Below are 27,000 nucleotides of genomic sequence, written 5' to 3'. Positions count from 1 at the left end.
TGGGATGACGACACCATTCGGAGCTGGCGGCGCCCGCCTGGCACCCGTCGGGGCGGCGGTGACCAACCAGGTCGACCAGCTCAGAACGAGCGTGGCTTCGGGTTCGGTCCACATGGAACAGCGGAGCGCGGAGGCCGCCGCAGCCAGGCTTGACGACATCGCGGACTCAGTGGCTCGAATGCTCCGCGAGCTTCGACGGGTGGAGCAGAAGGTCCCGCTCGGTTCCGGGCCGGCCGCCGAGTGGATGTCGCGTCACGACGAGCTCGTCGCCAGCGGTGGGATGGACTCCGCGAGAGACATCCTCACGACGTTCCAGGGCCTCATCAGCGACCTGGCTACCGCCGTCCGCGCGGCCGTGCGCCACACCCAGGAGACCGACGAGGCCGTCGAGTCCTCCCTTGACACGATCAGGGGAGGAGGCGATGCGTGATGCGAGCCGCGCCGGCACCACGACCGCCGCACTGTCCTGCCTGGCGGTCTCGGTGCTCCTTGTCTCCTCGTGCGGCGCGGTCGAACTGGGAACCGCCGCACCCGTCGACGCGCCCGCCGCGATCGCTCCCGGGGGCTCGGGCGGCCCGGCCGCCACGAGCGCGGCCGGTGGTGCTCCCGGTGCGGGCCGGCTGGCATCCCTGGATCCCTGTGAGCTGTTCACGGAGGACGAACTGCGTGATGTCGGGCTGGACCCCGCATCCGGGGAGTACTCCAGCGTCCTGAACTCCTGCGACTTCCTGGCCGCCGAGCGCGGCGATCCGGGGGTGATCGTCGACGTGGCCGTCGGGGAGGCTGCCGAGAGCCTGAACCTCGACCAGTACACGGTCGTCGACATCTCGGTGGGGGGGCTGCGCGGGTACCGGATCACGGACGACATCTGGTGCCAGGTCATCCTTTCCTCGGACTCCGCGGGCTACGTGTCCCTGGGCGCGGAGAGCGAGACCAGCACCGCCGCCTGCGATGTCATCGACCCACTGGCCGAGAGCGTCGCGGCCACCCTGTCGGCGGGAGCTCCGTGATCCCTGACCACGGGGGACTCACCGAGCGTTCCCCCTCCCGCGCCCCCACCTTCGGCTGTCCCCACAACTACGCGGCCGTGGACCACGCCACCCTGCGCCGCTGGGTGCGCGAGAACAACGATCCAGCCGGTTGTGCGGACATCGCCGAGGGCTGGTACGAGATGCGCTCCGCCATGAAGGAGGTCCGCGACGTACTGCGGGCGATGTCGGCCACCCGCGACATCGTGTGGGAGGGCGAGGCCGCCGACTCCGCCCGTGCCGTCCTCGACTCGCTCGGGCAATGGTCGGGGAGGACCAGCGAGGCCATGAGCCGCATCGGTGACTCGGTGCGAGCGCAGAGCGAGATCGCGGTGCGGGCTCGGGACGCGATGCCGGATCCCGTGGAGTACGACGAGCCAGGTTTCCTGCGTGAGGTCGTCGCTGCCTTCAGCCCGCTGGAGGCGCTCAGGATGGGCGAGGAGGCCCGCGCCGCCCACGCGGCCTCCACCGAGGCACATGCACGGGCCGTCGATGTCAGTGTCGAGTTGGAGTCGGCCCTGCGCGAGGTCGACGCCTCGATGCCCTCGTTCGTTCCCCCACCCGAGTTCGGCAACGGGGCGACGGAGGCCCGGGAGGCCACGGGAACGGCGGACTCGCACCGAGTACCGGTCCGCCAGGACCGGTACCCACCTCCGCCGGTGCCGTCGGCCCCGGTGAGGAGCCCGCACGGTGCTGGCGACCACCAGCACAGGGGCGCCGACTGGCGTGGCGTGAGCGAAGACGGCCGGACCGCCGGTGGTGGTGGCATCGGCGGCGGAGAAGGGGGTAGCGGCGGTTGGCGAAACGGGAACGGCTTCCCCGTGCCCCCGTCCCCACCGGTTCCGACCGGTGTGCCTGACAACCTCGGATCACCGCCCAGCCCTCCCGTCCTGTCGCCGCCGCTGGTGACGTCGGACTGGGTCCGGGCGGGCGGTTCGCCCGGTGGCGGTGTGCCACCCGGGCCGAACGTCCCGCCCGGCAGCGGACCGGTCGGAGGGTTCGGACCTGCCGGAGGGTTCGGGACCACCGGCGGCTCGGGGCCCGCTGGCGGGTTCGGCCCGCCCGGCGGTGGTGTCGGCCCCGGTGGTGGTTCCGCGGTGGGAGGAGTGACCGGCGGGACGGGCGGTGGCCGCCCCGGGGCGGGAGGACCCGGTGGGGGCACCGGTGGTCCGGTGGGTGGTGGCGGTGCGGGCCGGGGCGAACAGCGCGCGGAGGACCAGGAGCACTCGCGGCCGTCCTACCTCCAGGAGACCGACGACCTCTTCGGGGACGGCAGGGCTGTCGCACCGCCCGTGCTCGGGGAGGACCACGGGCGTTGAGCGCGCGGCGCTGCCCTCCCCGGTGCCCGTGGGTGCCGGGGTGCCAGTGGGTGCCCGACCCAGGCGCGTTCTCGCTCCGGAGGCGGAACTCCGGAGCGGCGTCGATCAGCGAGGCCCGGTCTCGGAGGCGTGAGGCGGTCGGGTCTCCTCCCCGGACCAGCCGGATGTGATCCCGACGGCCGGCAGGATGGCCTGGTCGACGATGTCGGCCAGCTGCTCGTCGGTGGGAAACCGCCCGGTGTCGCTGGCGAACTTGAACACCAGGGCCTCCCCGATGTCGGTCACGACCGGGGTCAGGCGCTCGGCGTCGATGGCTCCTCGGTCGGCGTAGTGCCGCAGCACGACCCGGGTCACCCGGCCGCCGGCGGGGTCGAACACCCGGTCGAACAGGGCCGCGACGAGGTCGGGGTACCGGTCCCGTTCGATCATGATCGCGGACACCGCCTGGGCCTGGTCGGTGTTCATCCACTCCCGCAGCTGGCGCAGCGCGCGGATGAGGTCGCCTCGGAGGTCGTTCGTGGCCGGTGACACCTCCTCCTGCGGGTAGGTGACCTGGATGGCGTCCAGCAGCAGCTCGTGCGGGGAGTTCCAGCGCCGGTAGAGCGAGGTCTTCGCGGCACCGGCGCGGCGGGCCACTCCCTCCATGCTCATGCGACCGAGCCCGACCTCGGCGAGTTCCGCCAACGCGGCCGCGTGGATCGCGGCGACGAGGGCCGCGCCCCGCCGGCGGGTTCGCGCCGTCCCCTCCCGGTCCACCTGGTCCCCCACGGCACCCCTCCTTGCTTGGATACGCGACCGTACCCTAAGGTGATTTTTAGATACGCTTCCGTATCTTCCCGGGGCCGGCATCCGGCTCCGCCCGACATCCTTCACGACCACCGGGGAGTCCGTCGTGTCCGTTCCCGCCACCTCAGGTCGTTCGTCCGGGTCCCCACCCTCGGCGAACACGCCGCACGCGAGGTCCCTCGCGCCCGACCTCGCCCGAGGCGTGATGCTGGCCGTGATCGCGTTGGTCCACGCTCACATGCTGGTCGGCGGGGACAGCCACTTCGCCGGCGGATACCCGACGCACGGGGACGTCCTCGACCGGATCGCCGCCGCCGTCCTCACCCTGTTCGCCGACAGCCGTGGCTACCCGATGTTCGCGGCGCTCTTCGGCTACGGGCTCGCCCGCGTCGCGGCCAACCGGGCGGTGAGCGGGTGGGACTGGCCGAGGGTCCGCCGGTTCCTCCGGCGCCGGGGGTGGTGGATGGTCCTGTTCGGACTGTTCCACGCGGTCCTGCTGTTCCCCGGCGACATCCTCGCCACCTACGGCCTGCTCGCCCTCGTCTTCGTCGGCGCCCTGCGGTGGAGTGACCGTGCGCTGATCCGTCTGGCCGGCGTGTGCCTGGTGGTGTGCTCCACGCTCTACTCGGTGGCCTTCGTCGGGGCGATGGCCGCCACCGGTTCCGGTGCGGCCGCCATGGAGACGGTGGACCCGTTGACCGACGCGGCGATCCGGCTCGCGAGCTGGCCCGTCAGCACGCTGCTCTTCGCGGTGACGTCGCTGTCCCCGTTCCTCGTGGGGATCTGGGCGGCCCGCCGACAGCTGCTGGAACACCCGGAGCGCTCCCTCGGCCTGCTGCGGGCCACGGCCATCGGCGGTATCACCATCGCCGTCGTCGGCGGCCTTCCCCTGGCGCTGATCCACTCGCTGCTGTGGACCGACACCTCCACCCTCGTGTCCACCGCCGCCTTCGCGCTGCACTCGACGGCCGGCGTCGCGGGTGGACTGGGTTACGCGGCGCTGATCGCCCTGCTCGCCGTCCGCCTCGGTGACCGAGGCGGACCGCTCGTCACCGCGCTCCGGGCCTCGGGCGAACGGTCCATGACCTGTTACCTGCTCCAGTCCGTCGTCTGGTTCGCCCTGTTCAACCCGACCACGTTCAACCTCGGGCAGCACATCGACGTCGCGACGTCCGTGCTGGTCGGGCTCGGGGTGTGGGTGCTCGGGCTCGTCGTCGCCGACCTGCTGCGCAGGGCCGGACGACGAGGCCCCTTCGAGGTCCTGTTGCGCCGGCTCAGCGCCGAGCGCGACCGGGGCCGGGCCGGGTCAGCCGAGACCAGGGCTGACCTGGGAGGGGCCACCCGGGGGCGGCGGGGCGAGGCGGCCGCTGGAGCGGACTCATCCTCCGCGCACCACATCCAGCACAAGGGGGTGCGCCTCGACCGCCGTCTCCCCGGTGCGCACCGCGCTGGCCAGCTCGGCCACCGCACCGGGGAACGCCTCCGGGGTGTCGGTGCTCAGCTCGAACAGCGGGTCGCCCCGGCGGACGCGGTCGCCTGGCCTGGCCAACAGGCGGACACCGGCACCGAACCGCACGGCGTCCTCCTTCCTGGCCCGGCCGGCGCCGAGCCGCCAGGCGGCCATCCCGACCTGGTAGGCGTCCACGGCGGTCAGGACACCGTCCTCCGCGGCCGTGACGGTCCGGGTGTGCGCGGCGGTCGGCAGGGGGGCCTCCGGGTCCCCTCCCTGCGCGCGGATCATCCGGCACCACGTCTCGTAGGCGGCGCCGGAGGAGAGCACGGCGGCGGGATCGGTGGCACCGGTGGGGTCGATGCCGGCCAGCCGCAGCATCTCGGTGGCCAGTGCCACCGTCAGCTCGACGACGTCGGCGGGGCCACCACCGCGCAGCACGTCCACCGCCTCGGCGACCTCCAGGGCGTTGCCCACGGTGGCCCCCAGCGGGGTGGACATGTCGGTCAGCAGGGCGCTCACCGCCATGCCGTGGCTCTCACCGATGGACACCAGGGTGGCGGCGAGCTCCCTCGCCCTGTCCTCGTTCTTCATGAAGGCGCCGGAGCCGACCTTGACGTCGAGCACGAGGCCGTCCGCGCCCTCCGCGACCTTCTTCCCCATGATCGACCCGGCGATCAGGGGGATGGACTCGACGGTCCCGGTGACGTCGCGCAGCGCGTACAGCTTGCGGTCGGCTGGCGCCAGCCCCTCGGTGGGCGCGCAGACGACCGCGCCGACGGAGTTCAGCTGCGCGACGATCTCGGCGGTGGTGAGACGCGCCCGCCACCCGGGGATGGACTCCAGCTTGTCCAGGGTGCCTCCGGTGTGGCCGAGGCCGCGGCCGGAGAGCTGGGGGACGGCCGCCCCGCAGGTCGCCACCAGCGGGGCCAGCGGCAGGGTGATCTTGTCACCCACACCCCCCGTGGAGTGCTTGTCGACGGTCGGCCGGTCGACCTCGGTCAGGTCCAGCCGCTCCCCCGAGCGCACGATCGCCCGCGTCCAGCGACCGGTCTCCCGGGCCGTCATCCCGTTCAGCAGGATCGCCATCGCGAGAGCCGCCATCTGTTCCTCGGCGACGGCACCCGCGTTGTAGGCGTCGACCACCCAGTCGATCTGCTCGTCGGTCAGTTCGCCGCCGTCCCGCTTCACGCGGATCACGTCCACGGCGCTCAACGCTGAGGTCATCTCGTCTCCTCGCTCTGGCTCACCGTTCGTTCCGGCGCGGCGCCTCAGGCGGGCAGGTCCGCCGGCCCGAAGGCCGCCGGCAGCACCCGCGTCATCGGCAGCACCCCGTCCGGGGTGTCCACCAGGCACTCGGGTCCACCGAGTTCGTAGAGCACCTGGCGGCAACGACCGCAGGGCATGAGCAGCTCACCGGCTCCGGAGCGGCAGGCGACGGCGACGAACCGGCCACCGCCGGTGAGCTGGAGCTGACCGGCCATGGTGCACTCGGCGCAGAGACCGACCCCGTAGGAGGCGTTCTCGACGTTGCACCCGGTGACCACCCGCCCGTCCGAGCAGACCGCCGCCGCCCCCACCTGGAGTCCCGAGTAGGGGCAGTAGGCGGTCTGGGCGGCCCGGACCGCGGCCTCGCGCAGGGCGTCCCAGTCGACCTCGGTCCCGGCCGTCGCCGTCGTCATCTCGTTGGCTCCTCTTCCCACGATCAGCGCGTGTCCTCGTCCGCTCCGGTCCTCGCTCCCGCGTCGTGCGGGAGCGACCGGATCAACCGCCCGTTGGCGGCGCGGCCCCACCCCGGCCTGGGGGTTCCGCCTCGTCGGGTCCCGCCCGACCACCGGGGGGTGGTGGCGGCGCCCCGGGCCCGCCGGCGCCCACCAGGGCCCCGGGTTCCTTCCCTCCCCGTTTCCGGCGACCACCGGTCTCCCGGCTGTACTGGAGCCCGTTGGCCGCCGGTCCCCGCAGTTTCTGGGCGGCGACGGCGAGCACCACCAGCGTCACCAGGTGCGGCGCGTAGGCCAACAGCTCCCGGGGGATGCCGTCGGTGAACCAGTACACCGCGTAGAGCGCGACCGCTCCCCCGAGGGCGGTGGCCCCGTTCGTCCAACGGCCCCGCACGAGGTGCACGACGGCGAGGACCAGCACCAGCAGCGCCGCTCCGTACAGCAGGGCGTGCACGGTCGTTTCGCCCTGCCGCAGCCGGAGGCCGTCGGCGTAGCCGAACAGCGCGGAACCACCGAGCAGACCACCCGGCCGCCAGTTGCCGAAGATCATCGCCGCGAGGCCGATGTAGCCCCGGCCGTTCACCTGGTTCTCCGAGTAGCCGGGCTGCCCCGGGTTGAGGACCAGGGCGGCGCCACCGATGCCGGCCAGCGCGCCGGACATGATCACGGCCGAGTACTTGTACAGGTACACGTTGACGCCGAGCGACTCGGCGGCCTTCGGGTTCTCACCGCAGGATCGCAACCGGAGCCCGAACCGGCTCCGCCACAGCACCAGGTAGCTCACCGGCACCAGCAGGATGCCGATCATGGCCAGCGGGGAGACGCCGATCACGAGGCCGCGCAGGATGCCGGCCACGTCGGAGATCCCGACCCGCTGCATCGCCTCCAACTCGCCCAGCCACCCGGCCAGCGGCTGCGCCGAGTAGGTGTCGAACTTCGGCACCGGCGGCGACTCGCGCGGGTTCCCGGACAGCGGGTAGAAGATCAGGCTCGACAGGTACTTGGTGACGCCGAGGCCCAACAGGTTGATCGCCACACCGGAGACGATGTGGTTCACCCCGAAAGTGACGGTGGCCACGGCGTGCAGCAGGCCGCCGACCGCGCCGAACAGGGCGGCGGCCAACAGGCCGGCCCACGGGCCCCAGTAGTAGCCGGCGAAGGCCGCACCCCAGGTCCCGAAGATCATCATGCCTTCGAGGCCGATGTTGATGATGCCGGCCCGTTCCGCCCACAGCCCGCCCAGGGCGGCCAGCAGGATCGGCAGCGCGAACCGCGCCGCCGACTCGATGGTGCTGGACGAGGTGAGCTGCGGGAGCCCGGTGAGGAAGGACGTGGTCGAGAGCAGGACCATGACCACCGCGACCCAGAGGGCTCCCATGAGCCAACCGGGGATGCGACGCCGGGACCGCGGTGCCTTCTCGGTCACCGGCCCCGCCGAGGTGTTCGGGTCCTGTGACGTAGCGCCGAGGGTCATACGGCACCTCCTGCCGACACGGGCCGCGGCTCACCGGAGCCGGGCGGGTTCTGCCCGCCGACCCGCCGCTGCTCGGCCCGCAGCTCGACGCGGCGGACCAGCTCGTACGCCACGACGACCGACAGGACGATCGAGCCCTGCATGATGGTCACGATCTCGCTGGGCACGCCCACGTTGTCGAGGGCGAGCCTGCTCTTGTCCAGGAAGGCCCACAGCAGCGCGCCGAAGGCGATGCCGACGGGGTTGTTCCGCCCGAGCAGCGCCACCGCCAACCCGGTGAACCCGTAGCCGGCGGGGAAGTTCAGGCTGAAGGTGTGGTCCCGGCCGAGCAGTTCGGGCAGCCCGGCGAGGCCGGCGACCGCACCGGAGATCAGCAGGGTCACCAGGATCATCTTCTTGGCGTTGACGCCGCCCGCGGCCGCCGCCGTCGGCGACTTCCCGGAGGCGCGCAGCTCGAAGCCGAACCTGGTCCGGTTCATCAACACCCAGTACCCGACGCCGAGGGCGGCGGCCACCAGCACCATGCCGAACACGGTCCCCGACGAGCCGAAGGAGAAGCCGGGGACGCGGCTGGATTCGGGCAGGTAGGGCGTGCCGATGTTGTTCCCGCGCAGCTCGCCGAACATGTCCGAGCTGATCAGGTAGGCGATCACGCCGAACGACAGCGCGTTCAGCATGATCGTGGAGATCACCTCGGACACGCCCCGGTACACCTTGAGCAACGCGGCGATGCCCACCCACGCGGCTCCGGTGGCGGCCGCCGCGAGCATGGTGACGACCACGCCCAGCCCGAAGGGCAGCGTGACCGCGCCACCCACGATCGCGGCGACGCAGGCCGCGAGCCGGTACTGGCCCTCGATGCCGATGTTCAGCAGGTTCATCTGGAACCCGAGGGCCGCCGCGAGGGCGACGATGTAGTACGAGGTGGCGGTGTTGACCACGTCCACGGCGGTCGTGCCCCGGCCGAGGCTGCCCACCATGGCGCCCAGCGCCTCCAGCGGGCTGCTCCCGGAGAACAGCAGGGTCACCGCGCACAGCAGCACGGCGAAGGCGATCGCCAGTGCCGGCGGCAGCAGTTTCGCTCGTATCGACCCCATCACCGATCCCCGCCTCGTGTCGACCGGTCGGTCCCGCCGTCGTCGGTGCCCCCGTCGTCGGTGCCGCCGTCGTCGGTGCCGACCTCCCCGGCGCCGGTCATGGCCGCGCCCAGGTCCTCCGGGGTGACGGACCGGGGGTCGGCGTCCGCGACCAGCCGCCCGCCGTAGATGACCTTGATCGTGTCCGACAGCCCGATCAGCTCGTCGAGGTCAGCGGAGACGAGCAGCACCGCGAGACCGTTGGCCCTCGCGGTCTTGATGTGTTCCCAGATGCCCGCCTGCGCGCCGACGTCCACCCCTCGGGTGGGGTGGGAGGCGATGAGCAGGACGGGGTCGCCGGACAGTTCCCGTCCGACGATCAGCTTCTGCTGGTTCCCGCCGGAGAGCGCCCCGGCGGCCACGTCGATGCCCGGGGTGCGGACGTCGAACTGTTCGACGATGCGGGTGGTGTCCGTCCTGGCTCCCTCGATGCTGAGCCACGCGCCGCTGGAGACCGGGCGGCGGCTCTGGAAGCCGAGGATGCGGTTGGACCACAGCGGTTCGTCGAGGAGCAGGCCGTGCCGGGTGCGGTCCTCCGGGACGTACCCGATGCCCGCCTCACGCCGGGCCATCGTGCCCTTGCTGGTGAGGTCGACCCCCGACAACCGGACGGTGCCGGCGTGGGCCCGGCGCATCCCCATGACGGCCTCGACGAGTTCGACCTGGCCGTTGCCCTCGACCCCGGCGATGCCCACGATCTCCCCCGCCCGGACGGTGAGGTCGATCGAGTCGAGCAGGGGCCGCTCGCTGCCCTCGCTCCGCAGGGTCAGGCCCTCGACGCGCAGCACCTCGACGTCGGTGACCGAGGACACGCGCGTCTCCGGGCTGGGGAGCTCGCTGCCCACCATCATCTCGGCGAGCTGCCGCGAGGTGACCGTCCTCGGGTCGGCGGTGCCGACCGTGGTGCCCCGACGGATCACGGTGACGGCGTCGGCGATCGCCCGCACCTCGTCCAGCTTGTGGGAGATGAAGAGGAAGGTGTAACCGTCGGCCCGCATCTCGCGCAGGGTCGCGAACAGCTCGTCGACCTCCTGCGGGACCAGCACGGCCGTCGGCTCGTCGAGGATGACGATGCGGGCACCCCGGTAGAGCACCTTGAGGATCTCGACGCGCTGCCGGTCGGCGACCCCGAGCTCCTCGACGAGCAGGGAGAGGTCGACGGTGAGGCCGGCCCGCCTGGCCAGTTCCGACACCCTCGCCCTGGCCCGCCGGCCGATGCCGTGCAGCTTCTCCGCGCCCAGGAGCACGTTCTCCAGGACCGTGAGGTTGTCGGCCAGCATGAAGTGCTGGTGCACCATGCCCACGCCCGCGTCGATCGCGTCGGCCGGCGAGCGGAAGACCACCTCCCGCCCCTCGACCTCGATCGTGCCCTCGTCCGGTTGCTGCATGCCGTAGAGGATCTTCATCAGGGTCGACTTGCCCGCGCCGTTCTCCCCGCAGAGCGCGTGCACCTCGCCGGCCCGCACCCCCAGGTGCACGTCCGAGTTGGCGACGACGCCGGGGAACCGCTTGGTGATCCCGGACAGCCTCACCGCGGGCACGGCGGCTGTGTCGGAGGGCACCCCGGCGTCGTGACCGGTGCCTTCCTCGGGAACAGGACTGGTCATCCCGCCCTTCCTTGTCGTGTGTGGCTCTCGGCCGCGTCTCGACCGGCCGACGACCGTGGCGGCGGGCGTGGGTGGCCGCGCCGCCCTTCGAGTGTGCGGGACACGCGCCCGCCCGTCGTGGGTGCCCCTTGCCCGGATCCGACACCGGGCACCCCGCGCTGGTCGCGAGGTGCCCGGTGCGTTGCCTGGGAGCGGCGGGTGGTGGACCGGCTCAGCCGGTCGGCGAGGACGGGACCTCGATCTCACCCTCGATGATCTGGGCCTTGTAACCGTCGAGGACGTCGGCGATGTCGTCGACCATCCCCCCCGAGGTGGAGTAGTCCACGCCGTCGACGCTCAGGTCGAAGACCTCGGGGAAGTCCGCGAGGTCCTCCTCCGCGACCGCGGCGAGGTAGTTGAACACCGCCACGTCGACGCGCTTGAGCATCGAGGTGATGATGACGTCCCTCGACTCCGCCACCGTCTCCTGGTTGTACTGGTCGGAGTCGACGCCGATCGCGAGCGCGTCACCCGCCTTCGCGGCCTCGAACACGCCCTTCCCGGAGGCACCGGCGGCGTGGTACACGACGTCGGCACCGGCGTCGAGCTGCGCGCGGGTCGCCTCGTTGCCCTTGGCCGGGTCCTGGAAGCCCGTGATGTCACCGGCCGGGGTCAGGTAGGTGTTCTCGATCTGGATGTCCGGGGCGGCCGCCCGGGCACCCTCGAGGAAGCCGGCCTCGAACTTCTGGATCAGCGGCGTCTCCACGCCCCCGACGAAGCCGATGTGGCAGTTGTCCGTCTTGTAGGCGGCGGCCACACCCGCGAGGAAGGAGCCCTCGTGCTCGGCGAACAGCAGCGGGGTGATGTTGTCCGCACCCTCCACGGCCGCGTCGACCAGCGCGAAGTCGGTGTCGGGGTAGTCGGCGGCGACGGTCTCGAAGGCGTCGGCGTAGGCGAAGCCGACCCCGATGATCGGGCTGAAGCCCTCGTCGGCCAGCTGGCGCAGGCGGGACACCTTGGCGTCCTCGGACTCGTTGGCCTCGGCCGTCAGCTCGCGGACGTCGCCAAGGCCGAACTCCTCCTCGGCCCGGTCGAGACCGGCGGCGGCGGCGTCGTTGAACGAGGCGTCACCCCGGCCACCGATGTCGTAGGCCAGACCGACGCGCAGCTCGCTGCCGTCGACGTCGGCCGTCTCCGGTGTGCTGACCTCGACCTCGTCCGGGACGGGGGGCGGGTCGGCCAGCTGGCAGCCGGCGGCGCCCTCGCCACCGCCGCCCTCACCGGACGTCGACGTGCCGCCGCCGTCCTTGGCACACCCGACCACCGCCAACACCCCGGTCAGGGCGATTGCCAGCGCGGCACCACGCGGTCGACGCATGGTTGCACTCCTTCCAACTCAGTCATGCTGAGCAGCACAGAGGTCTCTGCGGACGCCGAACCGTACCTGTCGGTAGCGCATGGTCGGTAGCCGTTCACGGGCCCTTAACCGAATCGTTGGGTCCGCATCGCGGGAGACACACGGTTCGCGGTTGACAACCAGGACCCCTCACGCACCGCGACCACCCTCGGGTTCCCGCCACGCCGGTTCGCCGAGGTGAGGCGACCCCCAGATCACCACCACCGGCCGGTTGGCCACCGCCCACCCGCGCACCACGGCATGTTCGGTCAGTCACAACCAGGCACCGTCGGCTGTGCCGGAGTGATTGCCCAGGACTAACATCCGGCGAGTCAAGGCTTCGTGATGCTCGAGGCGAGTTTCCCGCGACGTTACGAGTCCCTTCCCACCAGCGATGTTGGAGGCCGTCGATCATGGCCAGCACCACCGCCCACTCGGCTGGTGCCGCGGACCGGGCGGGGAACGCCCGGCTTGGCGGCACCCTGTACCGGGGCGACCCGGGGATGTGGTCGTGGGTAGCCCACCGGATCACCGGTGTGCTCGTCTTCTTCTTCCTGTTCGTCCACGTGCTGGACACCGCACTGGTGCGGGTCTCGCCGAACGCGTACGACGTCGTGATCGAGACCTACAAGCACCCGGTGATGGTGCTCTTCGAGCTGGGCCTCGTCGGTGCCGTGCTCTACCACGCCCTGAACGGCATCCGGGTGATGCTCGTGGACTTCTGGTCGAAGGGCACCAAGTACCAGAAGCCGATGCTGTGGACGATCCTCGCGATCTGGCTGGTCGTGATGATCCCCGGCTCCTACTACCTGCTCGTCAAGGGCTTCGCTGACCTGTTCGGGGGTAGCTGACCATGTCCGTGACCGACGCCCCCTTCTCGGTGGACAAGCCCCGTTCCCCGCAGCGCCCGGCGGCGCGGCGCAGCAACTTCGAGCTGTACAGCTGGTTGTTCATGCGCCTGTCCGGCCTGCTGCTGGTCTTCCTGGTGCTGGGCCACCTGCTCATCATGCTGTTCCTGGACGACGGCGTGCAGCGCATCAACTTCGCGTTCGTCGCCGGTCGGTGGGCCTCGCCGTTCTGGCAGTTCTGGGACCTGACCATGCTGTGGCTGGCCGGTCTCCACGGCGGCAACGGCCTGCGCACCGTCATCAACGACTACGCGCGCAAGGACCAGACCCGCTTCTGGTTGAAGATGCTGCTCTACGTCTCGATGATCGTCACGATCGCCGTCGGGACCTTCGTGCTGTTCACCTTCGACCCCAACATCGGTAACTGACGCCGGTCCCCCGGGTCCCCCGACGGCGACGCGGTAGGCGCCGTCCGACGCGAGAAGTGCGGGCGACCCCGGGTGGGCGACCACCCGGGGTCGGCGCAGTGAAGACGGAGAGACGCTCATGCAGTTCCACAAGTACGACGTGGTGATCGTCGGCGCCGGCGGCGCCGGGATGCGAGCGGCGATCGAGTCCGGTCAGCAGGCGCGTACCGCGGTGCTCACCAAGCTCTATCCCACTCGGTCCCACACCGGCGCCGCCCAGGGCGGGATGTGCGCCGCGCTGGCCAACGTCGAGGAAGACAACTGGGAATGGCACACCTTCGACACCGTCAAGGGTGGTGACTACCTCGTCGACCAGGACGCCGCCGAGATCATGGCCAAGGAGGCCATCGACGCGGTCCTCGACCTGGAGAAGATGGGGCTGCCGTTCAACCGCACCCCCGAGGGCAAGATCGACCAGCGCCGGTTCGGCGGCCACACCCGCAACCACGGTGAGGCCGCGGTGCGCCGGGCCTGCTACGCGGCCGACCGCACCGGCCACATGATCCTCCAGACGCTCTACCAGAACTGCATCAAGCACGAGGTGGAGTTCTTCAACGAGTTCTACGTGCTGGACATCTGCCTCACCGAGACCGCCGACGGCCCCGTCTGCACTGGCGCCGTCGCGCTGGAGCTGGCCACCGGCGAGATCCACGTGTTCCAGGCGAAGGCCGTCGTCTTCGCCACCGGCGGCTTCGGCAAGGTCTTCAAGACCACCTCGAACGCCCACACCCTCACGGGTGATGGCATGGCCATCGTCTTCCGCAAGGGCCTGCCGCTGGAGGACATGGAGTTCTACCAGTTCCACCCGACCGGCCTGGCCGGCCTGGGCATCCTCCTGACCGAGGGCGCCAGGGGCGAGGGCGGCATCCTGCGGAACGACTCCGGTGAACGCTTCATGGAGCGGTACGCGCCCACCATCAAGGACCTCGCGCCCAGGGACATGGTGGCCAGGGCGATGGCCACCGAGGTCCGCGAGGGCCGGGGCTGCGGGCCGCACAAGGACTACGTGCTGCTGGACCTCACCCACCTCGGGGCGGAGGTGCTGGACGCGAAGCTGCCGGACATCACCGAGTTCTCCCGCACCTACCTGGGCATCGACCCGGTGGAGGAGCCGGTCCCGGTGTACCCGACCGCCCACTACGCCATGGGCGGCATCCCCACCAACATCAAGGGTGAGGTGCTGCGGGACGCCGAGAACGTGGTCCCGGGCCTGTACGCCGCCGGCGAGTGCGCCTGCGTGTCGGTGCACGGCGCCAACCGGCTGGGCACCAACTCGCTGTTGGACATCAACGTCTTCGGCCGGCGGGCCGGGATCGCCGCGGCCGAGTACGCGAAGGCGCACGACTTCGTCGACCTGCCCGAGGCCCCGGAGGTCCCGGTGGTGGCGATGGTGGACAAGCTGAACGCCTCCACCGGCGGCGAGCGGGTGGCGAACATCCGCACCGAGCTCCAGCAGACGATGGACGCCAACGCCTCCGTCTACCGCACCGAGGACACCCTGAAGCAGGCGCTGCACGACGTGCAGGCGCTCAAGGAACGCTTCGACCGGGTGGCCATCCAGGACCACGGCAAGCGGTACAACACCGACCTGCTGGAGGCCGTCGAACTCGGCTTCCTGCTGGAGCTCGCCGAGGTGCTGGTGCTGGGCGCGATCAACCGGAAGGAGTCCAGGGGCGGTCACGCCCGCGAGGACTACACGACCCGGGACGACGTCAACTTCCTGCGGCACACCATGGCGTACAAGCAGATCTCGGACGACGACACCACGAAGAAGACGGGCTTCGGTGGTCTGACCGCCGACATCCGGCTCGACTACAAGCCGGTTGTGATCACCCGCTACCAGCCGATGGAGCGCAAGTACTGATGTCCGCACCCACCACAGAGAAGCCGGGCACCGACGACTCGCGGAACGACCCGGCCGCGCCGCCCCCCGCCCCGGAGGGCTCCGTCGTCGTCACCGTGAAGATCCGCCGGTACAACCCGGAGGGCGACGCGGACGAGCCCTACTGGGAGTCCTTCGACGTACCGGCCCTGCCGACCGACCGCGTGCTGAACCTGCTGCACCACGTCAAGTGGTACCTGGACGGCACGCTGGCGTTCCGCCGTTCCTGCGCCCACGGCATCTGCGGGTCCGACGCGATGCGGATCAACGGCATCAACCGGCTCGCCTGCAAGGTGCTGATCAAGGACCTGCTGGCGGGCGGCGGGAAGCACACCACCATCAGCATCGAGCCGATCAAGGGCCTTCCCGTGGAGAAGGACCTGATCGTCGACATGGAGCCGTTCTTCGAGGCCTACCGGGCGGTGAAGCCCTACCTGGTCACCACCGGCAACGAGCCGACGCGGGAGCGCCTCCAGTCCTCGGCGGACCGCGCCCGGTTCGACGACACCACCAAGTGCATCCTGTGCGCCGCGTGCACGACGTCCTGCCCGGTGTTCTGGACCGAGGGTTCCTACTTCGGCCCGGCGGCGATCGTCAACGCCCACCGGTTCATCTTCGACAGCCGGGACGAGGGCGCCGAGGAGCGGCTGGACATCCTCAACGACAACGAGGGCGTGTGGCGGTGCCGCACGACGTTCAACTGCACGGACGCCTGCCCGCGAGGCATCCAGGTCACGCAGGCGATCCAGGAGGTCAAGCGGGCCCTGCTCTTCCGCAGGGTCTGACCCCCTCCTTACCCGCGTCCGGGCCGGCCTGCGCCGGCCCGGACGGGGTCGCGCCGGCGGCCGTCCTCGGTCCCGGCGCTCCTCCCACCGCCGAGCGCCCTCGGCGATCCCGGTGAGCGCCCCGCCCCCGCCGCCCGGCTCGGGGCGCGGCCCGTTCCCGCCTTCCCGCTCGTCTCCGTCGCTCCCCTCCCCCTTCCCGTGCCGCCGACGTGCCGTCGCGTCGGCCGCCCAACCCGTGGTGGTGGCAGGCCCCGGGCTGCCGTCCCCGAACGCCGAGGACGTTCCCCCATGCCAGCGAAGGCGATTGAAACCTTGACAGCTCCGGTGGCCGGTGCGATCACGCAGAGTGGGGTGGCTAGCCTGAGAAGCGTGTCTATGCCGGCTCGTCGTCGCTTCGCCGCGGCTCTGTCCATCGGCGTGGGTGCCGCTCTGCTGGCCCCACTCGGACTGGTGACAGGCACCGCGGTGGCATCCCCGTCGTGGCAACCCGCGGCTCTCACCCAGGACCAGAACGGGACCGAGTGCCCGGTGCGGGAGAGCCCACCCGCCGCGCCGAGTGACACCGAGGGTCTCGCGCCGGGGGAGGGTCCTCCCCCACCCCTGGCCGTTCCGGACGAACCGGTCGGCGGTGAACGGCTCGGCGAGTGCGGCGAAGTGCTGCCCGAGGGCGCTCCCCCGGCCCCCGCCGACGTGACGGCGGCGTCCTGGGTGGTCGCCGACCTGGGCTCCGGCGAGGTGCTGGCGGCCCGGGACCCGCACGGCCGGCACCGGCCCGCGGCGACGATGAAGATCCTGACCGCGTTGGTCGCGCTTCGGGACCTCGGCATGGAGGACATCGTCGTCGGGACCCCCGAGGACGTGGCTCAGGGTGGCGCGGCGATGGGCATCGCCGCCAACACCGAGTACACCACCCGCCAGGTGGTCAACGGCCTGGTGATGGCCTCCGGGAACGACGCCGCCAACGCGTTGGCCCGCCAGCTCGGGGGGATCCCCGCCACCCTGGACCGGATGAACGCGGTCGCCGAGGAGCTGGGCGCCCTGGACACCAGGGCCACCACCCCCTCCGGCCTGGAGGCCCCCGGCATCAGCACGTCGGCCTACGACGTGACGCTGTTCCTGCGCGAGGCCCTGGGCAACGAGGACTACCTGAGCGCGTTCAGCAGCCCCGAGCTGCCGCTGCCGGGCGGAGCGCTCGGACCGCTGGTCAACGACAGCGACCTGCTGGCCAACTACCCGGGGGCGCTGGGAGGCCGCGACAGCTTCACCGACGACGCCCGCTACACCTTCGCCGGGGCGGCCGAACGCGACGGACGTCGCCTCGGCGTGGTGCTGCTGCGGGGGGAGCCCGTCACCCCGTTGTGGCAGCAGGCGGCATCGCTGCTCGACTACGGTTTCGCCCTGCCGGCGGAGTCCGGGGTGGGCACCCTGGACACCTCGCCGCCCGAGTCCGATGACGCGGCCGAGGCCGGTGAGAGCGGCGACGCCTCCGCAGCCGGTGGGGACGCCGACGAGCCGGTCACGGCACAGGACCAGCCCAGGCTGGCCGACCGGGCCGGGGACACCTCGATGTTCGGCAGCTTCGGGCTTCCCCTGACCATCCTCGCCGGCGTCGTGGTGCTGTTCTTCACCGTGCTGACGTTGCGGGACCGCGCGGCGCGCCGGAAGGCCGCCGCCCGCCGGGCCGCCAAGCAGCGGGAGGAGGCCGCGAAGGCCACCGAGGACTGGCTGTGGCCGCCCCCGAACCAGAACCCCCCGCAACAGGGCTGACGCCGGGCACCACCGCCGGCGGAGCGACGTCGCGCCGGCCCTGCCGCCGTCCGCGTTCGCCCCGTCTCCGCCGGCAGACGCGACAGGAGCCACCCGAGCGCTGGCAGCACGCCGAACGCCGCCCCCGTCAGGCCGTCACCCCGGTGTGGGGAGCCTCAGCCCCGTCGGTCTCGTCAGCCTCGGCGTCGCCACCACCTGCCGGCCCCGAGACCGGTCAACACCCCGACCCCGAACATCCCGGCCGCCAGCCGGTTCCCTCCCAGGCCGGTCCGGTCGTCGGTGCGGCTCAGGGCCACCGGCAGCTCGGTCGACACCGGCGGCGCCGGCGGCTGGTGGCCGGCGGCGTCGGTGTGCGCCAGGTTCTCCGTGGCCGAGGCTGTCCAGGCCGCGACGAACAGCAGGAACCGCGCCACGAGGTAGATGAGGACGAGGAGACCGAGCACCGAACCGAAGGCGGCGCCGGCCGGGGACCGCGCCACCGACTGGAGGTAGACGCCGCCGAGCTGCTTGAGCAGCTCGATCCCCACCGCCGCCACCAGCCCACCCCACATCGCGGAGCGCAGGGTGACGGGTTTCCGGGGCAGCTTCGCCAGTACCCAGGTGAACACCAACCAGTTCGCGGCGAGGACGAGCAGCAGGCTCACCACCCACAGCGAAGCCCGTGCCGCCGCCGTCCGCTCCACCCCGAACAGGTCGAGGATCTCGCTGGCGAACGCCGAGCCGACGACGGTCAGGCCAATGCTGACGACCAGGGCCAACCCGAGGCCGACCAACGCGAGCAGGTCGCGGACCAGGCGGGTGACGAACGGCGGCTGCTCGAAGCTCTGGTTCCACTGCGCGGTCAACGCGTTGCGGAGGTTCGTCATCCAGCCAAGACCGGAGTAGAGGGCGGTGAGCAGCCCGAGGATGCCGACGACGGTGCGCTGGTCGATGGCCTGGGTGACGACCTCGTTCAACGTGGAGCTGAGGTCCGGGGTTGGGGCGGCCTCGGTGATCGCCGTCCGCGCCTGGTCCAACAGCTGCTGGTTGTTGAAGAGCACGAACCCGGCCACCGCGAACGCGACCATCAGCAGCGGCACCAACGCGAGGACGCTGAAGTAGGTGATGGCCGCCGCGTAGTGGTCGCCGTGGTGTTCGGAGTACCGGGTGCCCGCCCGCATCAACCGGTCGAGCCCGGGGTGCCGGTCGCGGATCCGGCCCAGGGTCGACTGGGCGTTCCGTCCGACGTCGCCGGCCCGCTGGGCCGGGCTCCGGTGCTCCTGGCTCATCCGGACAGTCTCACCCAGGTTCGCCGCTCCCGCTGATCACGCCCGCCGCCCGCCGGACGCCGACGACGTCGGTCAGGAATGACGGCATGGTTGGTCCCCGCGACCTCCGGCAGGATCCGGGGGTCGCGAGGACCGGTCGGAGCCCCGGGGCGCGGGGGCTCGATGGGGGCGCTCGGGAAGGGCCGGCCGGCGCTAGTCGGCGGTGACCACCACGGTCACCTGTCGGTCCAGGACGTCGAGAACGGTCAGCCGAGCGGAGCCGAGGCCGTAGGCCGGCGCCCCCTCCGCGCGCATCCCACCGGACAGCCTGGCGAGGACGGTGCGCACGACGGAGTGCGGATCCTCGGCCCTCGCCCGCACGAACGCATCAACGGCCGGGGACACGACGGCTCCCGCCCCCGCGACGAGCTCGGCGACCGCGTCGCGCGCGGGGGTGTCCGTGTTCATGCTTGCTCCCATCAGGCGCGGTGGAGGACGTTGGTGGCCTTCTGTCGAAGTTCAGCCACTGGACGGTAGTTGCCCCGCGCGGCGGCGCGGATCTCGGCGATTTTGTCCCGCAGGCGCCGGGACGGAATACCTCGCACCTGCCCCAGCACCTGCATCCCAACAGCGGCAGCCTCGTCCTGGTCGCCGTGCCGCAGCAGCAGGGCGACCAGCCTCGATTGGCTGGACAGCGCGGACCGGAAGTATTCGGCTGGGTAGTGATCGACCGCGAACCGCAGTCGCCGGCACGTCTCAGTGAAGTGCACACCCCTGGCCGCGATTCTGGACAGCCCGCCCGCCGTGTCGCCGTGCAGCTGCGCCGCGCTGTAGTAGGTCGCGTATTCACCGAAGTTCGGATCATCCTTGTCGTCAGATTCTCTGTCGTGCTGATTGAAATGGTCCTCGGCTTGCTTGACGGAACGCAGGCACTCCTCGGCGTTCCCGAGCGCCCCGTGTGCGCGCGCCTGCACTGCCGACAGGTTGGCGCGGCGCAGGGGTGAGATCCTGTCCTCGCGAACTCGTGCCGCGCCCAGCAGGGTGAGCGCTTCGTCGGGCTGCCCGATGTAGATGGCTTGCCGGGCCATGTCCGACAGGATCTCGGACCTGAGCCACCAACTCCCCGCGACATCAGCGCAGTGCAGGCCAATGCGGAAGTACCTGTCCGCACTGTGGTGGTGCCCTTGGTCGAAGTAGGCCCAACCGACCACCTCGGCCAGGTTCCCCACCTCGGCGTGCAGGTCGACCCGGTCCTGGTGGGACGCCGAGGCGTCCAGGAGTTCAACGGCCCAGCGCAGCTGACCCGCCATCGCCTGCAAGGAGAGGGGGGTGCCCGCGTGGTCACTGGAGCGGAGGAGCGCGGTGGCGTCCCTGACCTGTGCTACGTGTTCCTTGCCGATGACCTGTGGTGCGGTGGCGGTGGTCCGAGCCGCGTCATCCAGGGTCGCCGCGAGGCTCCCTCCGGTCAGCGCGCTACCGGTGACCGCCGCAAGTCCGCGCAGGAAATCTATTCGACGCACGTCCTCCTCCTTCTCCCTTTCCCCCCTCAGCTTCGCCGTGGTCCGGCGACGCGTGCTGTAGAACCCGATGTCACTGTCGGAACGGACCCGGAACACGCTTCGGAGCGCGGCCCGATAGTCAGGGTGCGGCCACGTGACCTTCCCCCTCAGAAGTCTCCGAATGGACTCCGCGTCCTAGGCACCAGGACTCCCGGTTCTTTCCTCGTATGCTTCGTTGACGCGTTCCGCCGCCACCGCGAGCGTCCATCCGAGGTGCCGCAGCGCGCGATCCAGCGCGAGGTTCGGAGTCGGCGTCCCCTTGGTCATGGTGCCTCCACGATTCCCGGGCCCTCTGATCATAGCCATTCATGGGGGGTGTTCGACGGAATTGAGGGTTTGTTTGCGGCCTTGACCGCACTGTCAGAACGTGCATTAACCCTAAGACCATTGATCACCGACAGCGATCATACAATCACTGGAGGTAGGGGTGGACGGGCTCGTGCTCGTGGGGATCTGCGCGCTGGTCGGAGGCGCGTTCTGGACGGCGGCGTGCGTCGTCGACCGCCGAACCAGTCCGGGCCCCATACCCGATCCGTCGCCCGCGCCACCGCCCGCGCGCCGCGTGTCGGTCGCGGAACTCCTCGCCCTGCGAGCTCAGGACAGGCCGGACACGTCGCCCGACTCCCCGAGGTGTGCCCGGCCGGGGACGGCGTCCCCCGGCGCCGTCCCCTTCCAGCGGCTGGCCCCACCTCCTCCTGGGGGCCGGCCCGGTGTGGTGGCGGGAGGGCAGCCCGCCGCCACACCACCCCCACCGTCGTCCCCCACCCCGCGCGCTCGAACCGGGGGACGACCGGGGGCGGCGAAGTCCCCCGACACTTCCGCCGCCCCCACCCGGCAGCCGGCCCGCACAACCGATGCGCCCCGGCGCGGGCCGGCGGGGGTGGTGGCGTTCGACGCTTCCGCCACCACCCCCACCCTCCCCGCTTTCGCCGGTGTGCTGCCGCTGTGGACGGAGCCGAGGAGGTGACCGCCCCGGCCCGACGGACCAGCCGCCAGTGGTCGGCCACCGTCCCCGCCGTCGACCCGACCGGCCGGCTCACCACGCTCGCCCTCACCCTCACCGTCGAGCGCTCCGCCGTCGCCCTCGTCGGCAGCGGAACCAGGTTCCTGGTGCTGCCCTCGGGCGTGCGGCAGGTGGCCGCCGCCCTACGAACCCGGCGACGCCTGGCGGTCCCCGCGCACATCGGACCCACGACCCGAACGCTGTCCGTCGCACCCACCGCCATGCCCGGGGCCCTGGCCTCGGGGGCGAGGCTGACGCTGCGATCGGCCTCCCAGGTCGCCGCGTACTGGCCGTTGATGCTGGGCCCCGGCCCGGCCCGGTCCCTGGCCCGCCTGCTGGACCAGGCCGCCGACCAGTGCCAGCCGAGGCGGTGACCGTGATCCCCACCGCCACGATCACCGACTCGGTCACCCAGGCCGTCACCCTGCTGCTCCCCCGGGTGGACGCACGGCCCGCCTCCCGCATCCGCCGCTACGCCCTGCCCCACCGAGCCCGCCGGGTCCGCCCCTTCCTCGGTGGGGGCCTTCGATGAGCGGCCCACCACCCGACGTCGTCATGCCCGGGAACGCGGTGGGCGAGGTGGTGGTGTGGTGGCCGGCCCAGTACCGGCCGGTGCCGCTGCGGGTGGAGGCGAGCCGGCTCGGCGTGGTGTTGCGTCCCGAACACGCCCCCGCCGAACCGGTCGGTCTGCCGTGCGTGCAGGCCCGGCGGGTGGCCGGGGCGCTCCTGGTGCCCGACGCCGACGCGGTGGCCACGGCCATCACCACCGGCCCCGGGATCGTGGCGTCCCTGATGGTGACGAGCTTGTCCCGACTGGGCGGGAAGGTCCTCACCCTGACCTCCGCCGGTGCCCCGCCGCTGACGTGGGTGCTTCCCGTGCTCTGGCGCCCACCCCACGACCGTGGTCTGACGCTCACCCACCCGCAGCGGGCCGGGGAGCTGATCGGCCAGGCCGCCTCCGCCGCCGCCGTCGACACCCTCACCTGAACAGGAGAACCGCCGTGGACATGCAGCAGATCATCGGAGGCTTACAGGCCGCGACCACCCTGCTGGAGCCCTACGGGCTCAGCCAGGAACAGGGCCGGATGGACGAGGTCGCCGGGCACCTGGCGGTGCTCAACGGCACCGCCCGGCACGCCGAGGTCCTGGCGCAGCTGGAGCGGATCCGCCAGTCGATCGCGATGGCCGCGAACCAGCAGCAGCAGTTGCGCGAGCAGTTGGTGCGGCTGATGGCCACGTTTCAGGGCGGCTTCGGGATCTGACCAGGCCCCTGGGCCGCCAGCCGGTGGGGTGGTGCACGGCACCCACGACCCCGCCCCGGCCGACGAACCACCCCGGGGCCGTCCGCTGCCGCACCCGTCGAACACCCCGTGGGAAGCGGCCCCGGGGACAGGCGCCGCCTGGGTGGCCTGGGCCCGAGACTAGTTGCCACAGCGATCGCAGGGCGGGCAGACGACCGGGATCATCCTGGGCGGACCCGAGGGCAGCGGCGAACGGGTGGTGTCCGGACGCGGGCCGGAGTCGGACCTGGCGGGCCTCATCCTCGCCACCAGCGACATATTCCCGAAGCACCGGCTACGCGACCTGGCCATCGTCGACGTGGCGCGCCACGTCGAGACGAAACTCGCTGTGCGCCAAGCGGAGTCAGGGGTCACCCACACGGTCGTAGTGATCAATCACAGGGTCTGCCGGGGTAATTGGGGTTGTATACAGGCTGTAGCAGCGATCCTGCCTGTCGGATTCTCCATGACATTGTGGGAACCGGGCAGGACGAAGCCAACCGTCATCGAAGGGAAAGCACAGTGAACGTGGTGAGCGCCGTCGTGGACAACGACTGGCAATACGCAACGACTTCTGCGGAGCGTGCCACTCTCGCACGGCTGGTCGTGGACGAACCCCATCCCGACTGGGCCAGCCTCCTCTACGTCTGCGACCACCGAGTCGCTGACGACGTGCGGGGGCCCGACTGGCAGCTCCGGGTGTCCACCGATCCGGCCCGGGGAATAGGTGCCATGAACTGGATCGGACCAGTCCCGAGCGACGAGCTGGGGCCGTGGGACACCTTCAACCCGTTCGCCGACCCGCAGGCGCAGCCAATCCTCTTCGACGGTTCCGTCCCGTCCTACTTCCCGCCGTCGGCGGCGTTGCCGATTGAGGATGTGCGCCGGGCGGTTGCGGAACACTTGTGCACAGGTCTCCGGCCGGAGTGCGTGCGGTGGCAGCCGGGGGATCGGTTCTGAGTCCGACCGAAGTCACTGGGCGCCAGAAACCGACGACCGGCGACGTCCTGGCGGCCCCGAGGGAAGTGGCGAACAAACGGCGTCCGGGTGCGGGCTGGAGTCAGACCTGGCAGGCCTCATCCTCGCCACCCGACCCGCTCCCCGAACATCCGCCGCGCGATCGCGCGACCGCCGACGCCGAGACCCACGTCGAGGTCAAGCTTGCGATACGTCAGGCGGAATCAGGCGTCACTCACTCGGTTGTAGTGATTAACCACAGGTCCGTGACGGTGATTGGGGCTGTATACAGGCTGTCGCAGCGATCTCGCCGGTCGGTTTTTCCATGACCGTGTGGGAACCGGGCAGGACGCGGCCAACTGTCATCGAAGGGAAAGCGAAGTGAACATCGTGAGCGCCGTCGTCGACAATGACTGGCGGTATGCGACAACTCCTGCCGAACGGGACGCGCTCGTACGGCTGGTCGTGGATGAGCCCCATCCCGCCTGGGCCAGCCTTCTCTACGTGTGGAGCCACCGAGTCAGCGACGACGGGCGTGGACCCGACTGGCAGTTGCGGGTGTTTACCGATCCCGCCCGAGGAGTGGGCGCCCTCAATTGGATCGGCCCGGTGCGGAGCGGCGAGCCAGGCCCGTGGGACAGCCTGAACCCCACGCCGTTCGACGGTGAACCCGTCGACTTCGACCCGTCCGTTCCGCTGTTCTTCCCACCGTCGGCATCACTACCGATCGAGAAGGTGCGCCGGGCCGTCACCGAGTACTTCCAGACGGGCCGCCGGCCGGAGTGCGTCCAGTGGCAACCCGGGATGTGGTACTGAGCGGCCGAACCGACCCAGGCCAGGCGGACGACCAGCACCGTCCCGGTGGCCCCGAGGGCAACGGCCACCGGGTGGCGTCCGAACACACGCCCCGGAACCAGACCGCGCGGGCCTCGGCCTCGCCGCTCCCAGGCAGGTGCCCGCTCGCCCTCCCGCTACCGGCGGTCGGTCCGGCGTCGCCAGTTCAGCGCGACCGCCACCGCCACCCCGACGACTCCGGTGAGCACGGCGGTACCGAGACCATGCGAGACCCGCACCACGGGGCGGATCACCGCTGGCCCTGGGGGTGGCAGCGCAACGGGCTCTGCGTTCTCCCTGGCCGTCGCCGTCCAGGCAGTGATCAACAGCAGGTACCGCGACATCAGGTAGCAGAAGATCAGCAGTCCGAACAGCGAGCCGAACACCGCCGCGTTCGGGGAGTTGGACACGACCTTCAGGTACAGCGCCACGGCGTGGCGGAGCAGCTCCATGCCGACCGACCCGGCCAGGGCTCCGAGCACGGCGGTCCGCAGCGCGACCGTCTTCCGGGGGAGCCGGGAGATCACCCACAGGAAGACGAGGAAGGTGGCGGACATCGACAGGGCCACCGACAGCACCGCCAACGCGACCGGCCACAGCGCACCGAACTCGTGGAGGTTGAAGGCCCGCAACACGGTGACCGCGACGTCGCGCCCGACGAGCACCATCGCGAAGGAGAGCACGACGGCGGCGCCCAGGCTCGCGAGCACCGCCAGGTCCAGCAGCTTGGTACGCCAGAACGACCTCCGGGCACCGCGCAGTGGCCCCCACTGGGCGGTCAACGCGTCGCGCAGGTTGCTCATCCACCCGAGACCCGAGTAGACGGCGGCGAGGAGGCTGAGCACACCCACCGTTGAGCTGCGGTTGGAGGCGGCGTTCACCGCGACCTCCAACGCACCGCCGATCAGGTCGGCTGGCACCGCGTCGAGCAGGATGCGCTCGAACTGGTTGAGCGCGGCGGGGAACGGCGCCAGCACCCAGCCGGCGACGGTGAAGGAGAGGAGCAGGAGAGGAACGATGGCGAGCACGCTGTAGTAGGTGATCGCCGCGGCGTAGTGGTTGCCGTTGCTGTCCCGGTAGCGTTCGGCCGCCACCACGAGGTGATCGAGCCAGTAGTGCCGCCGCCGGAGCCGGTGGAACCGGCCGACGAGCCGGAACACCCGGTCCAGCGGGTCGAACTCCTGGTCACCGCTTCCTCGTCGACCGCTGGCGGCCGGTTCCTCCCGCTCGTCGCGGTCCCCCGGCCCCCGCCGGCCACCTGGTGCGTCGTCGCCCGGTCCGCCCTCTCGACCGGGCCGGTTCGCTCTTCGCCCCACCGTCCGCCGTCCTCCCCGCTGTCCGGGGGGAGGCTATCCGACGTGCGGCGATGGGCGGGCCGAGGTGACGGCCCAGGCCGTCAGGGCTGGTTGCCGGCGACGGCGGACTTGCGCCGGTGGCGGACCAGCCCGAGCACGAAGCCCAGGATTCCGATCCCGATCGCGATGGTCCCGACGGGGCCCCCGAACGCCATCCCGAGGTTCACGTCCGCGTCGACCGGTGCCGCGTCACGCGGTTCCGCCGTGGTCGCCTGGGCGGACAGCGTGATGCCCGCCAGCATCCATAACAGGGCAGCGACCAGGGCGGTCGCCGTCCGCGACACCACACGCGCCGTGCTCACAATTGCGCCTCCCTGCTGGCCCTCTGGTCCATAAGGGTGGACGAGAGGCAGACGAGTGTGCGGAGAACTACCGAACGTTCGCGGAAAGCAGAGCCGTATCGAACATTCGGTGGGCTCAAGACTCCACACAGGCTAGTGGCTGGGTCCCGTCAACCGGAAGGCACCCCTTCCCGTCAACGCGGCCCATCCTGCCACGCGGCGAGCGGATGTCGAGCGCTCTCGCGCCTTTCTCCGAGACGCCGCACCTCGGGAGGGCTCGGGCGGAGGGGCGCCGGGCACCGCGCTCGTCGTGCGCGGCGCCCGGGGTCGGCTACCCCCAGGTGGCGACGAGGGTGTTCAGCCGGGCCGTCACCCACCACCGACCTCCCTCGCGGACGAGGACGTAGGTCGCGACCATGGAGGGTTCCCGGTCGATCAGTTCCCCGCCGGCGGTGGCGGCGCGAGCCGACTTGTGCGCCAGGGCGAGGCCAGGCCCTGGGAAGGTGACGTCGGTGACCTCGTAGCGCACGTACTGGTCGCGCAGGAACCCGGTGAGCGCGGCCCGGGTGTGGTCCAGGATCGCCTGGCGGCCCGTGACACGGGTTCCGGTGGCCGTGGTGATGGTCGCGTTCTCGGCGAAGTGCGCGACCATCAGTTCGGCGTCGTTGGTGTTGTAGGCGGTCTCGCTCTCCTCGATGATGCGGCGGATGGCCGCCGTGTCCCCCTCGGGGTCGGTGGCGTTGTCGGTCGCCGTCACGGTCTCCCTCGTTCCAGGCATGATCGCGACACTAGGACCTCGACCAATGTGGAGGTCAAGGGCGCGGATGTGGCGGGGAGGC

29 protein-coding genes and 1 pseudogene are annotated in these 27,000 nt (G+C 71.3%); 16 read left to right on the top strand and 14 right to left on the bottom strand.

Annotated elements, in window-relative coordinates; all coding sequences use genetic code 11:
- Positions 1-4: 4 nt before the first annotated feature.
- From G443_RS19375 to G443_RS19365, 3 genes are read left to right on the top strand one after another with little or no spacing between them, the layout of a single operon-like run.
- Positions 5-430 carry a hypothetical protein gene (locus G443_RS19375; RefSeq protein WP_155886193.1) on the top strand — a complete coding sequence of 142 codons (426 nt, stop codon included), beginning with the start codon at positions 5-7 and terminating at the stop codon, positions 428-430.
- Complete coding sequence (locus G443_RS19370; RefSeq protein ID WP_026419396.1) at positions 423-1,010, top strand: DUF3558 family protein; 588 nt, start codon at positions 423-425, stop codon at positions 1,008-1,010. Before G443_RS19375 ends, G443_RS19370 begins: the two co-directional genes overlap by 8 nt.
- Positions 1,007-2,347 (top strand): hypothetical protein, encoded by a 1,341-nt coding sequence (locus tag G443_RS19365; protein ID WP_026419397.1) that lies wholly within the window; start codon positions 1,007-1,009, stop codon positions 2,345-2,347. The genes G443_RS19370 and G443_RS19365 overlap by 4 nt, the downstream gene beginning before the upstream one ends.
- Before the next feature lie 105 nt (positions 2,348-2,452).
- On the opposite strand, the gene G443_RS19360 is transcribed toward G443_RS19365, so the two are convergent.
- Both G443_RS19360 and G443_RS25585 read right to left on the bottom strand, forming a co-directional pair.
- Complete coding sequence (locus G443_RS19360; protein ID WP_026419398.1) at positions 2,453-3,115, bottom strand: TetR/AcrR family transcriptional regulator; 663 nt, start codon at positions 3,113-3,115, stop codon at positions 2,453-2,455.
- Positions 3,116-3,754: 639 nt separating this feature from the next.
- Positions 3,755-4,075: a hypothetical protein gene (locus tag G443_RS25585; protein WP_253860248.1), complete on the bottom strand. Its 321-nt coding sequence runs from the start codon at positions 4,073-4,075 to the stop codon at positions 3,755-3,757.
- Between G443_RS25585 and G443_RS19350 the strand changes: the two are divergent.
- Positions 3,966-4,352 (top strand): annotated as a pseudogene (locus tag G443_RS19350) (DUF418 domain-containing protein); the annotation flags it as partial. The gene G443_RS25585 and the pseudogene G443_RS19350 sit on opposite strands and share 110 nt — an antisense overlap.
- A gap of 159 nt (positions 4,353-4,511) precedes the next feature.
- Here the strand turns inward: G443_RS19350 and G443_RS19345 are convergent.
- The 6 genes from G443_RS19345 to G443_RS19320 form a co-directional block, all read right to left on the bottom strand.
- Positions 4,512-5,810, bottom strand: a complete 1,299-nt coding sequence (locus G443_RS19345; protein WP_026419400.1) for a thymidine phosphorylase — start codon at positions 5,808-5,810, stop codon at positions 4,512-4,514.
- A 44-nt stretch (positions 5,811-5,854) separates the two neighbouring features.
- Complete coding sequence (locus tag G443_RS19340; protein WP_026419401.1) at positions 5,855-6,265, bottom strand: cytidine deaminase; 411 nt, start codon at positions 6,263-6,265, stop codon at positions 5,855-5,857.
- 82 nt (positions 6,266-6,347) lie between these two features.
- Positions 6,348-7,778: an ABC transporter permease gene (locus tag G443_RS19335; protein ID WP_026419402.1), complete on the bottom strand. Its 1,431-nt coding sequence runs from the start codon at positions 7,776-7,778 to the stop codon at positions 6,348-6,350.
- On the bottom strand, positions 7,775-8,875 hold the full coding sequence (locus G443_RS19330) for an ABC transporter permease (RefSeq protein ID WP_026419403.1): 1,101 nt from the start codon (positions 8,873-8,875) through the stop codon (positions 7,775-7,777). The genes G443_RS19335 and G443_RS19330 overlap by 4 nt, the downstream gene beginning before the upstream one ends.
- A complete protein-coding gene (locus G443_RS19325) occupies positions 8,875-10,521 on the bottom strand; it encodes an ABC transporter ATP-binding protein (protein WP_026419404.1) in 1,647 nt (548 codons plus the stop codon). Before G443_RS19325 ends, G443_RS19330 begins: the two co-directional genes overlap by 1 nt.
- 211 nt (positions 10,522-10,732) lie before the next feature.
- On the bottom strand, positions 10,733-11,878 hold the full coding sequence (locus tag G443_RS19320) for a BMP family lipoprotein (protein WP_026419405.1): 1,146 nt from the start codon (positions 11,876-11,878) through the stop codon (positions 10,733-10,735).
- 431 nt (positions 11,879-12,309) lie between these two features.
- Between G443_RS19320 and sdhC the strand changes: the two genes are divergently transcribed.
- The 5 genes from sdhC to G443_RS19295 all read left to right on the top strand — a co-directional run bounded on the left by sdhC (position 12,310) and on the right by G443_RS19295 (position 17,645).
- Positions 12,310-12,747: a succinate dehydrogenase, cytochrome b556 subunit gene (sdhC, locus tag G443_RS19315; protein WP_016698112.1), complete on the top strand. Its 438-nt coding sequence runs from the start codon at positions 12,310-12,312 to the stop codon at positions 12,745-12,747.
- A 2-nt stretch (positions 12,748-12,749) separates the two neighbouring features.
- Positions 12,750-13,172 carry a succinate dehydrogenase hydrophobic membrane anchor subunit gene (locus tag G443_RS19310; protein ID WP_026419406.1) on the top strand — a complete coding sequence of 141 codons (423 nt, stop codon included), beginning with the start codon at positions 12,750-12,752 and terminating at the stop codon, positions 13,170-13,172.
- A 118-nt stretch (positions 13,173-13,290) separates the two neighbouring features.
- A complete protein-coding gene (gene sdhA, locus G443_RS19305) occupies positions 13,291-15,075 on the top strand; it encodes a succinate dehydrogenase flavoprotein subunit (protein WP_026419407.1) in 1,785 nt (594 codons plus the stop codon).
- Positions 15,075-15,878, top strand: coding sequence for a succinate dehydrogenase iron-sulfur subunit (locus G443_RS19300; protein WP_026419408.1), 804 nt, complete (start codon positions 15,075-15,077; stop codon positions 15,876-15,878). Before sdhA ends, G443_RS19300 begins: the two co-directional genes overlap by 1 nt.
- 375 nt (positions 15,879-16,253) lie before the next feature.
- Positions 16,254-17,645: a D-alanyl-D-alanine carboxypeptidase family protein gene (locus G443_RS19295; protein ID WP_051314106.1), complete on the top strand. Its 1,392-nt coding sequence runs from the start codon at positions 16,254-16,256 to the stop codon at positions 17,643-17,645.
- Between the two features lie 173 nt (positions 17,646-17,818).
- Here the strand turns inward: G443_RS19295 and yhjD are convergent, their stop codons facing one another.
- The 3 genes from yhjD to G443_RS19280 all read right to left on the bottom strand — a co-directional run bounded on the left by yhjD (position 17,819) and on the right by G443_RS19280 (position 20,574).
- Positions 17,819-18,913 (bottom strand): inner membrane protein YhjD, encoded by a 1,095-nt coding sequence (gene yhjD / locus G443_RS19290; protein WP_026419409.1) that lies wholly within the window; start codon positions 18,911-18,913, stop codon positions 17,819-17,821.
- Positions 18,914-19,105: 192 nt separating this feature from the next.
- Entirely contained in the window at positions 19,106-19,360 is a 255-nt protein-coding gene (locus G443_RS19285; RefSeq protein ID WP_026419410.1) for a hypothetical protein, read from the bottom strand.
- 11 nt (positions 19,361-19,371) lie between these two features.
- A complete protein-coding gene (locus G443_RS19280; protein ID WP_504919249.1) occupies positions 19,372-20,574 on the bottom strand; it encodes an NsdA family TPR-like regulatory protein in 1,203 nt (400 codons plus the stop codon).
- A gap of 822 nt (positions 20,575-21,396) precedes the next feature.
- On the opposite strand from G443_RS19280, the gene G443_RS19275 reads away from it, so the two are divergent.
- From G443_RS19275 to G443_RS19250, 7 genes are all read left to right on the top strand, one after another.
- Entirely contained in the window at positions 21,397-21,828 is a 432-nt protein-coding gene (locus G443_RS19275) for a hypothetical protein (RefSeq protein ID WP_026419412.1), read from the top strand.
- 2 nt (positions 21,829-21,830) lie between these two features.
- Positions 21,831-21,986 carry a hypothetical protein gene (locus tag G443_RS19270; protein WP_155886195.1) on the top strand — a complete coding sequence of 52 codons (156 nt, stop codon included), beginning with the start codon at positions 21,831-21,833 and terminating at the stop codon, positions 21,984-21,986.
- On the top strand, positions 21,983-22,441 hold the full coding sequence (locus G443_RS19265) for a hypothetical protein (RefSeq protein WP_026419413.1): 459 nt from the start codon (positions 21,983-21,985) through the stop codon (positions 22,439-22,441). Before G443_RS19270 ends, G443_RS19265 begins: the two co-directional genes overlap by 4 nt.
- A 14-nt stretch (positions 22,442-22,455) precedes the next feature.
- On the top strand, positions 22,456-22,716 hold the full coding sequence (locus G443_RS19260) for a hypothetical protein (protein WP_026419414.1): 261 nt from the start codon (positions 22,456-22,458) through the stop codon (positions 22,714-22,716).
- Positions 22,717-22,879: 163 nt separating this feature from the next.
- Positions 22,880-23,260: a DddA-like double-stranded DNA deaminase toxin gene (locus G443_RS25895; protein ID WP_026419415.1), complete on the top strand. Its 381-nt coding sequence runs from the start codon at positions 22,880-22,882 to the stop codon at positions 23,258-23,260.
- Between the two features lie 5 nt (positions 23,261-23,265).
- The gene (locus G443_RS19255; RefSeq protein WP_162147319.1) at positions 23,266-23,694 is read left to right on the top strand and encodes an Imm1 family immunity protein; all 429 of its coding nucleotides are present in this window, start codon (positions 23,266-23,268) and stop codon (positions 23,692-23,694) included.
- Between the two features lie 378 nt (positions 23,695-24,072).
- Positions 24,073-24,507, top strand: a complete 435-nt coding sequence (locus tag G443_RS19250; RefSeq protein WP_026419416.1) for an Imm1 family immunity protein — start codon at positions 24,073-24,075, stop codon at positions 24,505-24,507.
- Between the two features lie 155 nt (positions 24,508-24,662).
- Here G443_RS19250 and G443_RS19245 read toward each other — a convergent pair whose 3' ends face one another.
- From G443_RS19245 to G443_RS19235, 3 genes are all read right to left on the bottom strand, one after another.
- A complete protein-coding gene (locus G443_RS19245; protein WP_051314110.1) occupies positions 24,663-25,841 on the bottom strand; it encodes a YhjD/YihY/BrkB family envelope integrity protein in 1,179 nt (392 codons plus the stop codon).
- A gap of 80 nt (positions 25,842-25,921) precedes the next feature.
- A complete protein-coding gene (locus G443_RS19240) occupies positions 25,922-26,182 on the bottom strand; it encodes a hypothetical protein (protein ID WP_030104393.1) in 261 nt (86 codons plus the stop codon).
- Positions 26,183-26,492: 310 nt separating this feature from the next.
- Positions 26,493-26,939, bottom strand: a complete 447-nt coding sequence (locus tag G443_RS19235) for an SgcJ/EcaC family oxidoreductase (protein ID WP_035292489.1) — start codon at positions 26,937-26,939, stop codon at positions 26,493-26,495.
- Between the last annotated feature and the right edge of the window lie 61 nt (positions 26,940-27,000).

It is taken from the genome of Actinoalloteichus caeruleus DSM 43889 (assembly GCF_000429185.2).
In the GTDB taxonomy this organism is placed as follows: domain Bacteria; phylum Actinomycetota; class Actinomycetes; order Mycobacteriales; family Pseudonocardiaceae; genus Actinoalloteichus_B; species Actinoalloteichus_B caeruleus.
The sequence above is the reverse complement of the archived record's forward strand: the minus strand, read 5'-3'. Positions and strand labels throughout refer to the sequence as shown.

What these genes read in the sequence shown, in the direction of transcription:
- G443_RS19330 (WP_026419403.1), bottom strand. Translation starts at nt 8,875, where the DNA reads ATGGGGTCGATACGAGCGAAACTGCTGCCGCCGGCACTGGCGATCGCC.
- G443_RS19265 (WP_026419413.1), top strand. Translation starts at nt 21,983, where the DNA reads ATGAGCGGCCCACCACCCGACGTCGTCATGCCCGGGAACGCGGTGGGC.
- G443_RS19325 (WP_026419404.1), bottom strand. Translation starts at nt 10,521, where the DNA reads ATGACCAGTCCTGTTCCCGAGGAAGGCACCGGTCACGACGCCGGGGTG.
- G443_RS19235 (WP_035292489.1), bottom strand. Translation starts at nt 26,939, where the DNA reads ATGCCTGGAACGAGGGAGACCGTGACGGCGACCGACAACGCCACCGAC.
- G443_RS19320 (WP_026419405.1), bottom strand. Translation starts at nt 11,878, where the DNA reads ATGCGTCGACCGCGTGGTGCCGCGCTGGCAATCGCCCTGACCGGGGTG.
- sdhC (WP_016698112.1), top strand. Translation starts at nt 12,310, where the DNA reads ATGGCCAGCACCACCGCCCACTCGGCTGGTGCCGCGGACCGGGCGGGG.
- G443_RS19300 (WP_026419408.1), top strand. Translation starts at nt 15,075, where the DNA reads ATGTCCGCACCCACCACAGAGAAGCCGGGCACCGACGACTCGCGGAAC.
- yhjD (WP_026419409.1), bottom strand. Translation starts at nt 18,913, where the DNA reads ATGAGCCAGGAGCACCGGAGCCCGGCCCAGCGGGCCGGCGACGTCGGA.
- G443_RS19345 (WP_026419400.1), bottom strand. Translation starts at nt 5,810, where the DNA reads ATGACCTCAGCGTTGAGCGCCGTGGACGTGATCCGCGTGAAGCGGGAC.
- G443_RS19375 (WP_155886193.1), top strand. Translation starts at nt 5, where the DNA reads ATGACGACACCATTCGGAGCTGGCGGCGCCCGCCTGGCACCCGTCGGG.
- G443_RS19285 (WP_026419410.1), bottom strand. Translation starts at nt 19,360, where the DNA reads ATGAACACGGACACCCCCGCGCGCGACGCGGTCGCCGAGCTCGTCGCG.
- G443_RS19370 (WP_026419396.1), top strand. Translation starts at nt 423, where the DNA reads ATGCGTGATGCGAGCCGCGCCGGCACCACGACCGCCGCACTGTCCTGC.
- G443_RS19310 (WP_026419406.1), top strand. Translation starts at nt 12,750, where the DNA reads ATGTCCGTGACCGACGCCCCCTTCTCGGTGGACAAGCCCCGTTCCCCG.
- G443_RS19295 (WP_051314106.1), top strand. Translation starts at nt 16,254, where the DNA reads ATGCCGGCTCGTCGTCGCTTCGCCGCGGCTCTGTCCATCGGCGTGGGT.
- G443_RS19340 (WP_026419401.1), bottom strand. Translation starts at nt 6,265, where the DNA reads ATGACGACGGCGACGGCCGGGACCGAGGTCGACTGGGACGCCCTGCGC.
- sdhA (WP_026419407.1), top strand. Translation starts at nt 13,291, where the DNA reads ATGCAGTTCCACAAGTACGACGTGGTGATCGTCGGCGCCGGCGGCGCC.
- G443_RS19335 (WP_026419402.1), bottom strand. Translation starts at nt 7,778, where the DNA reads ATGACCCTCGGCGCTACGTCACAGGACCCGAACACCTCGGCGGGGCCG.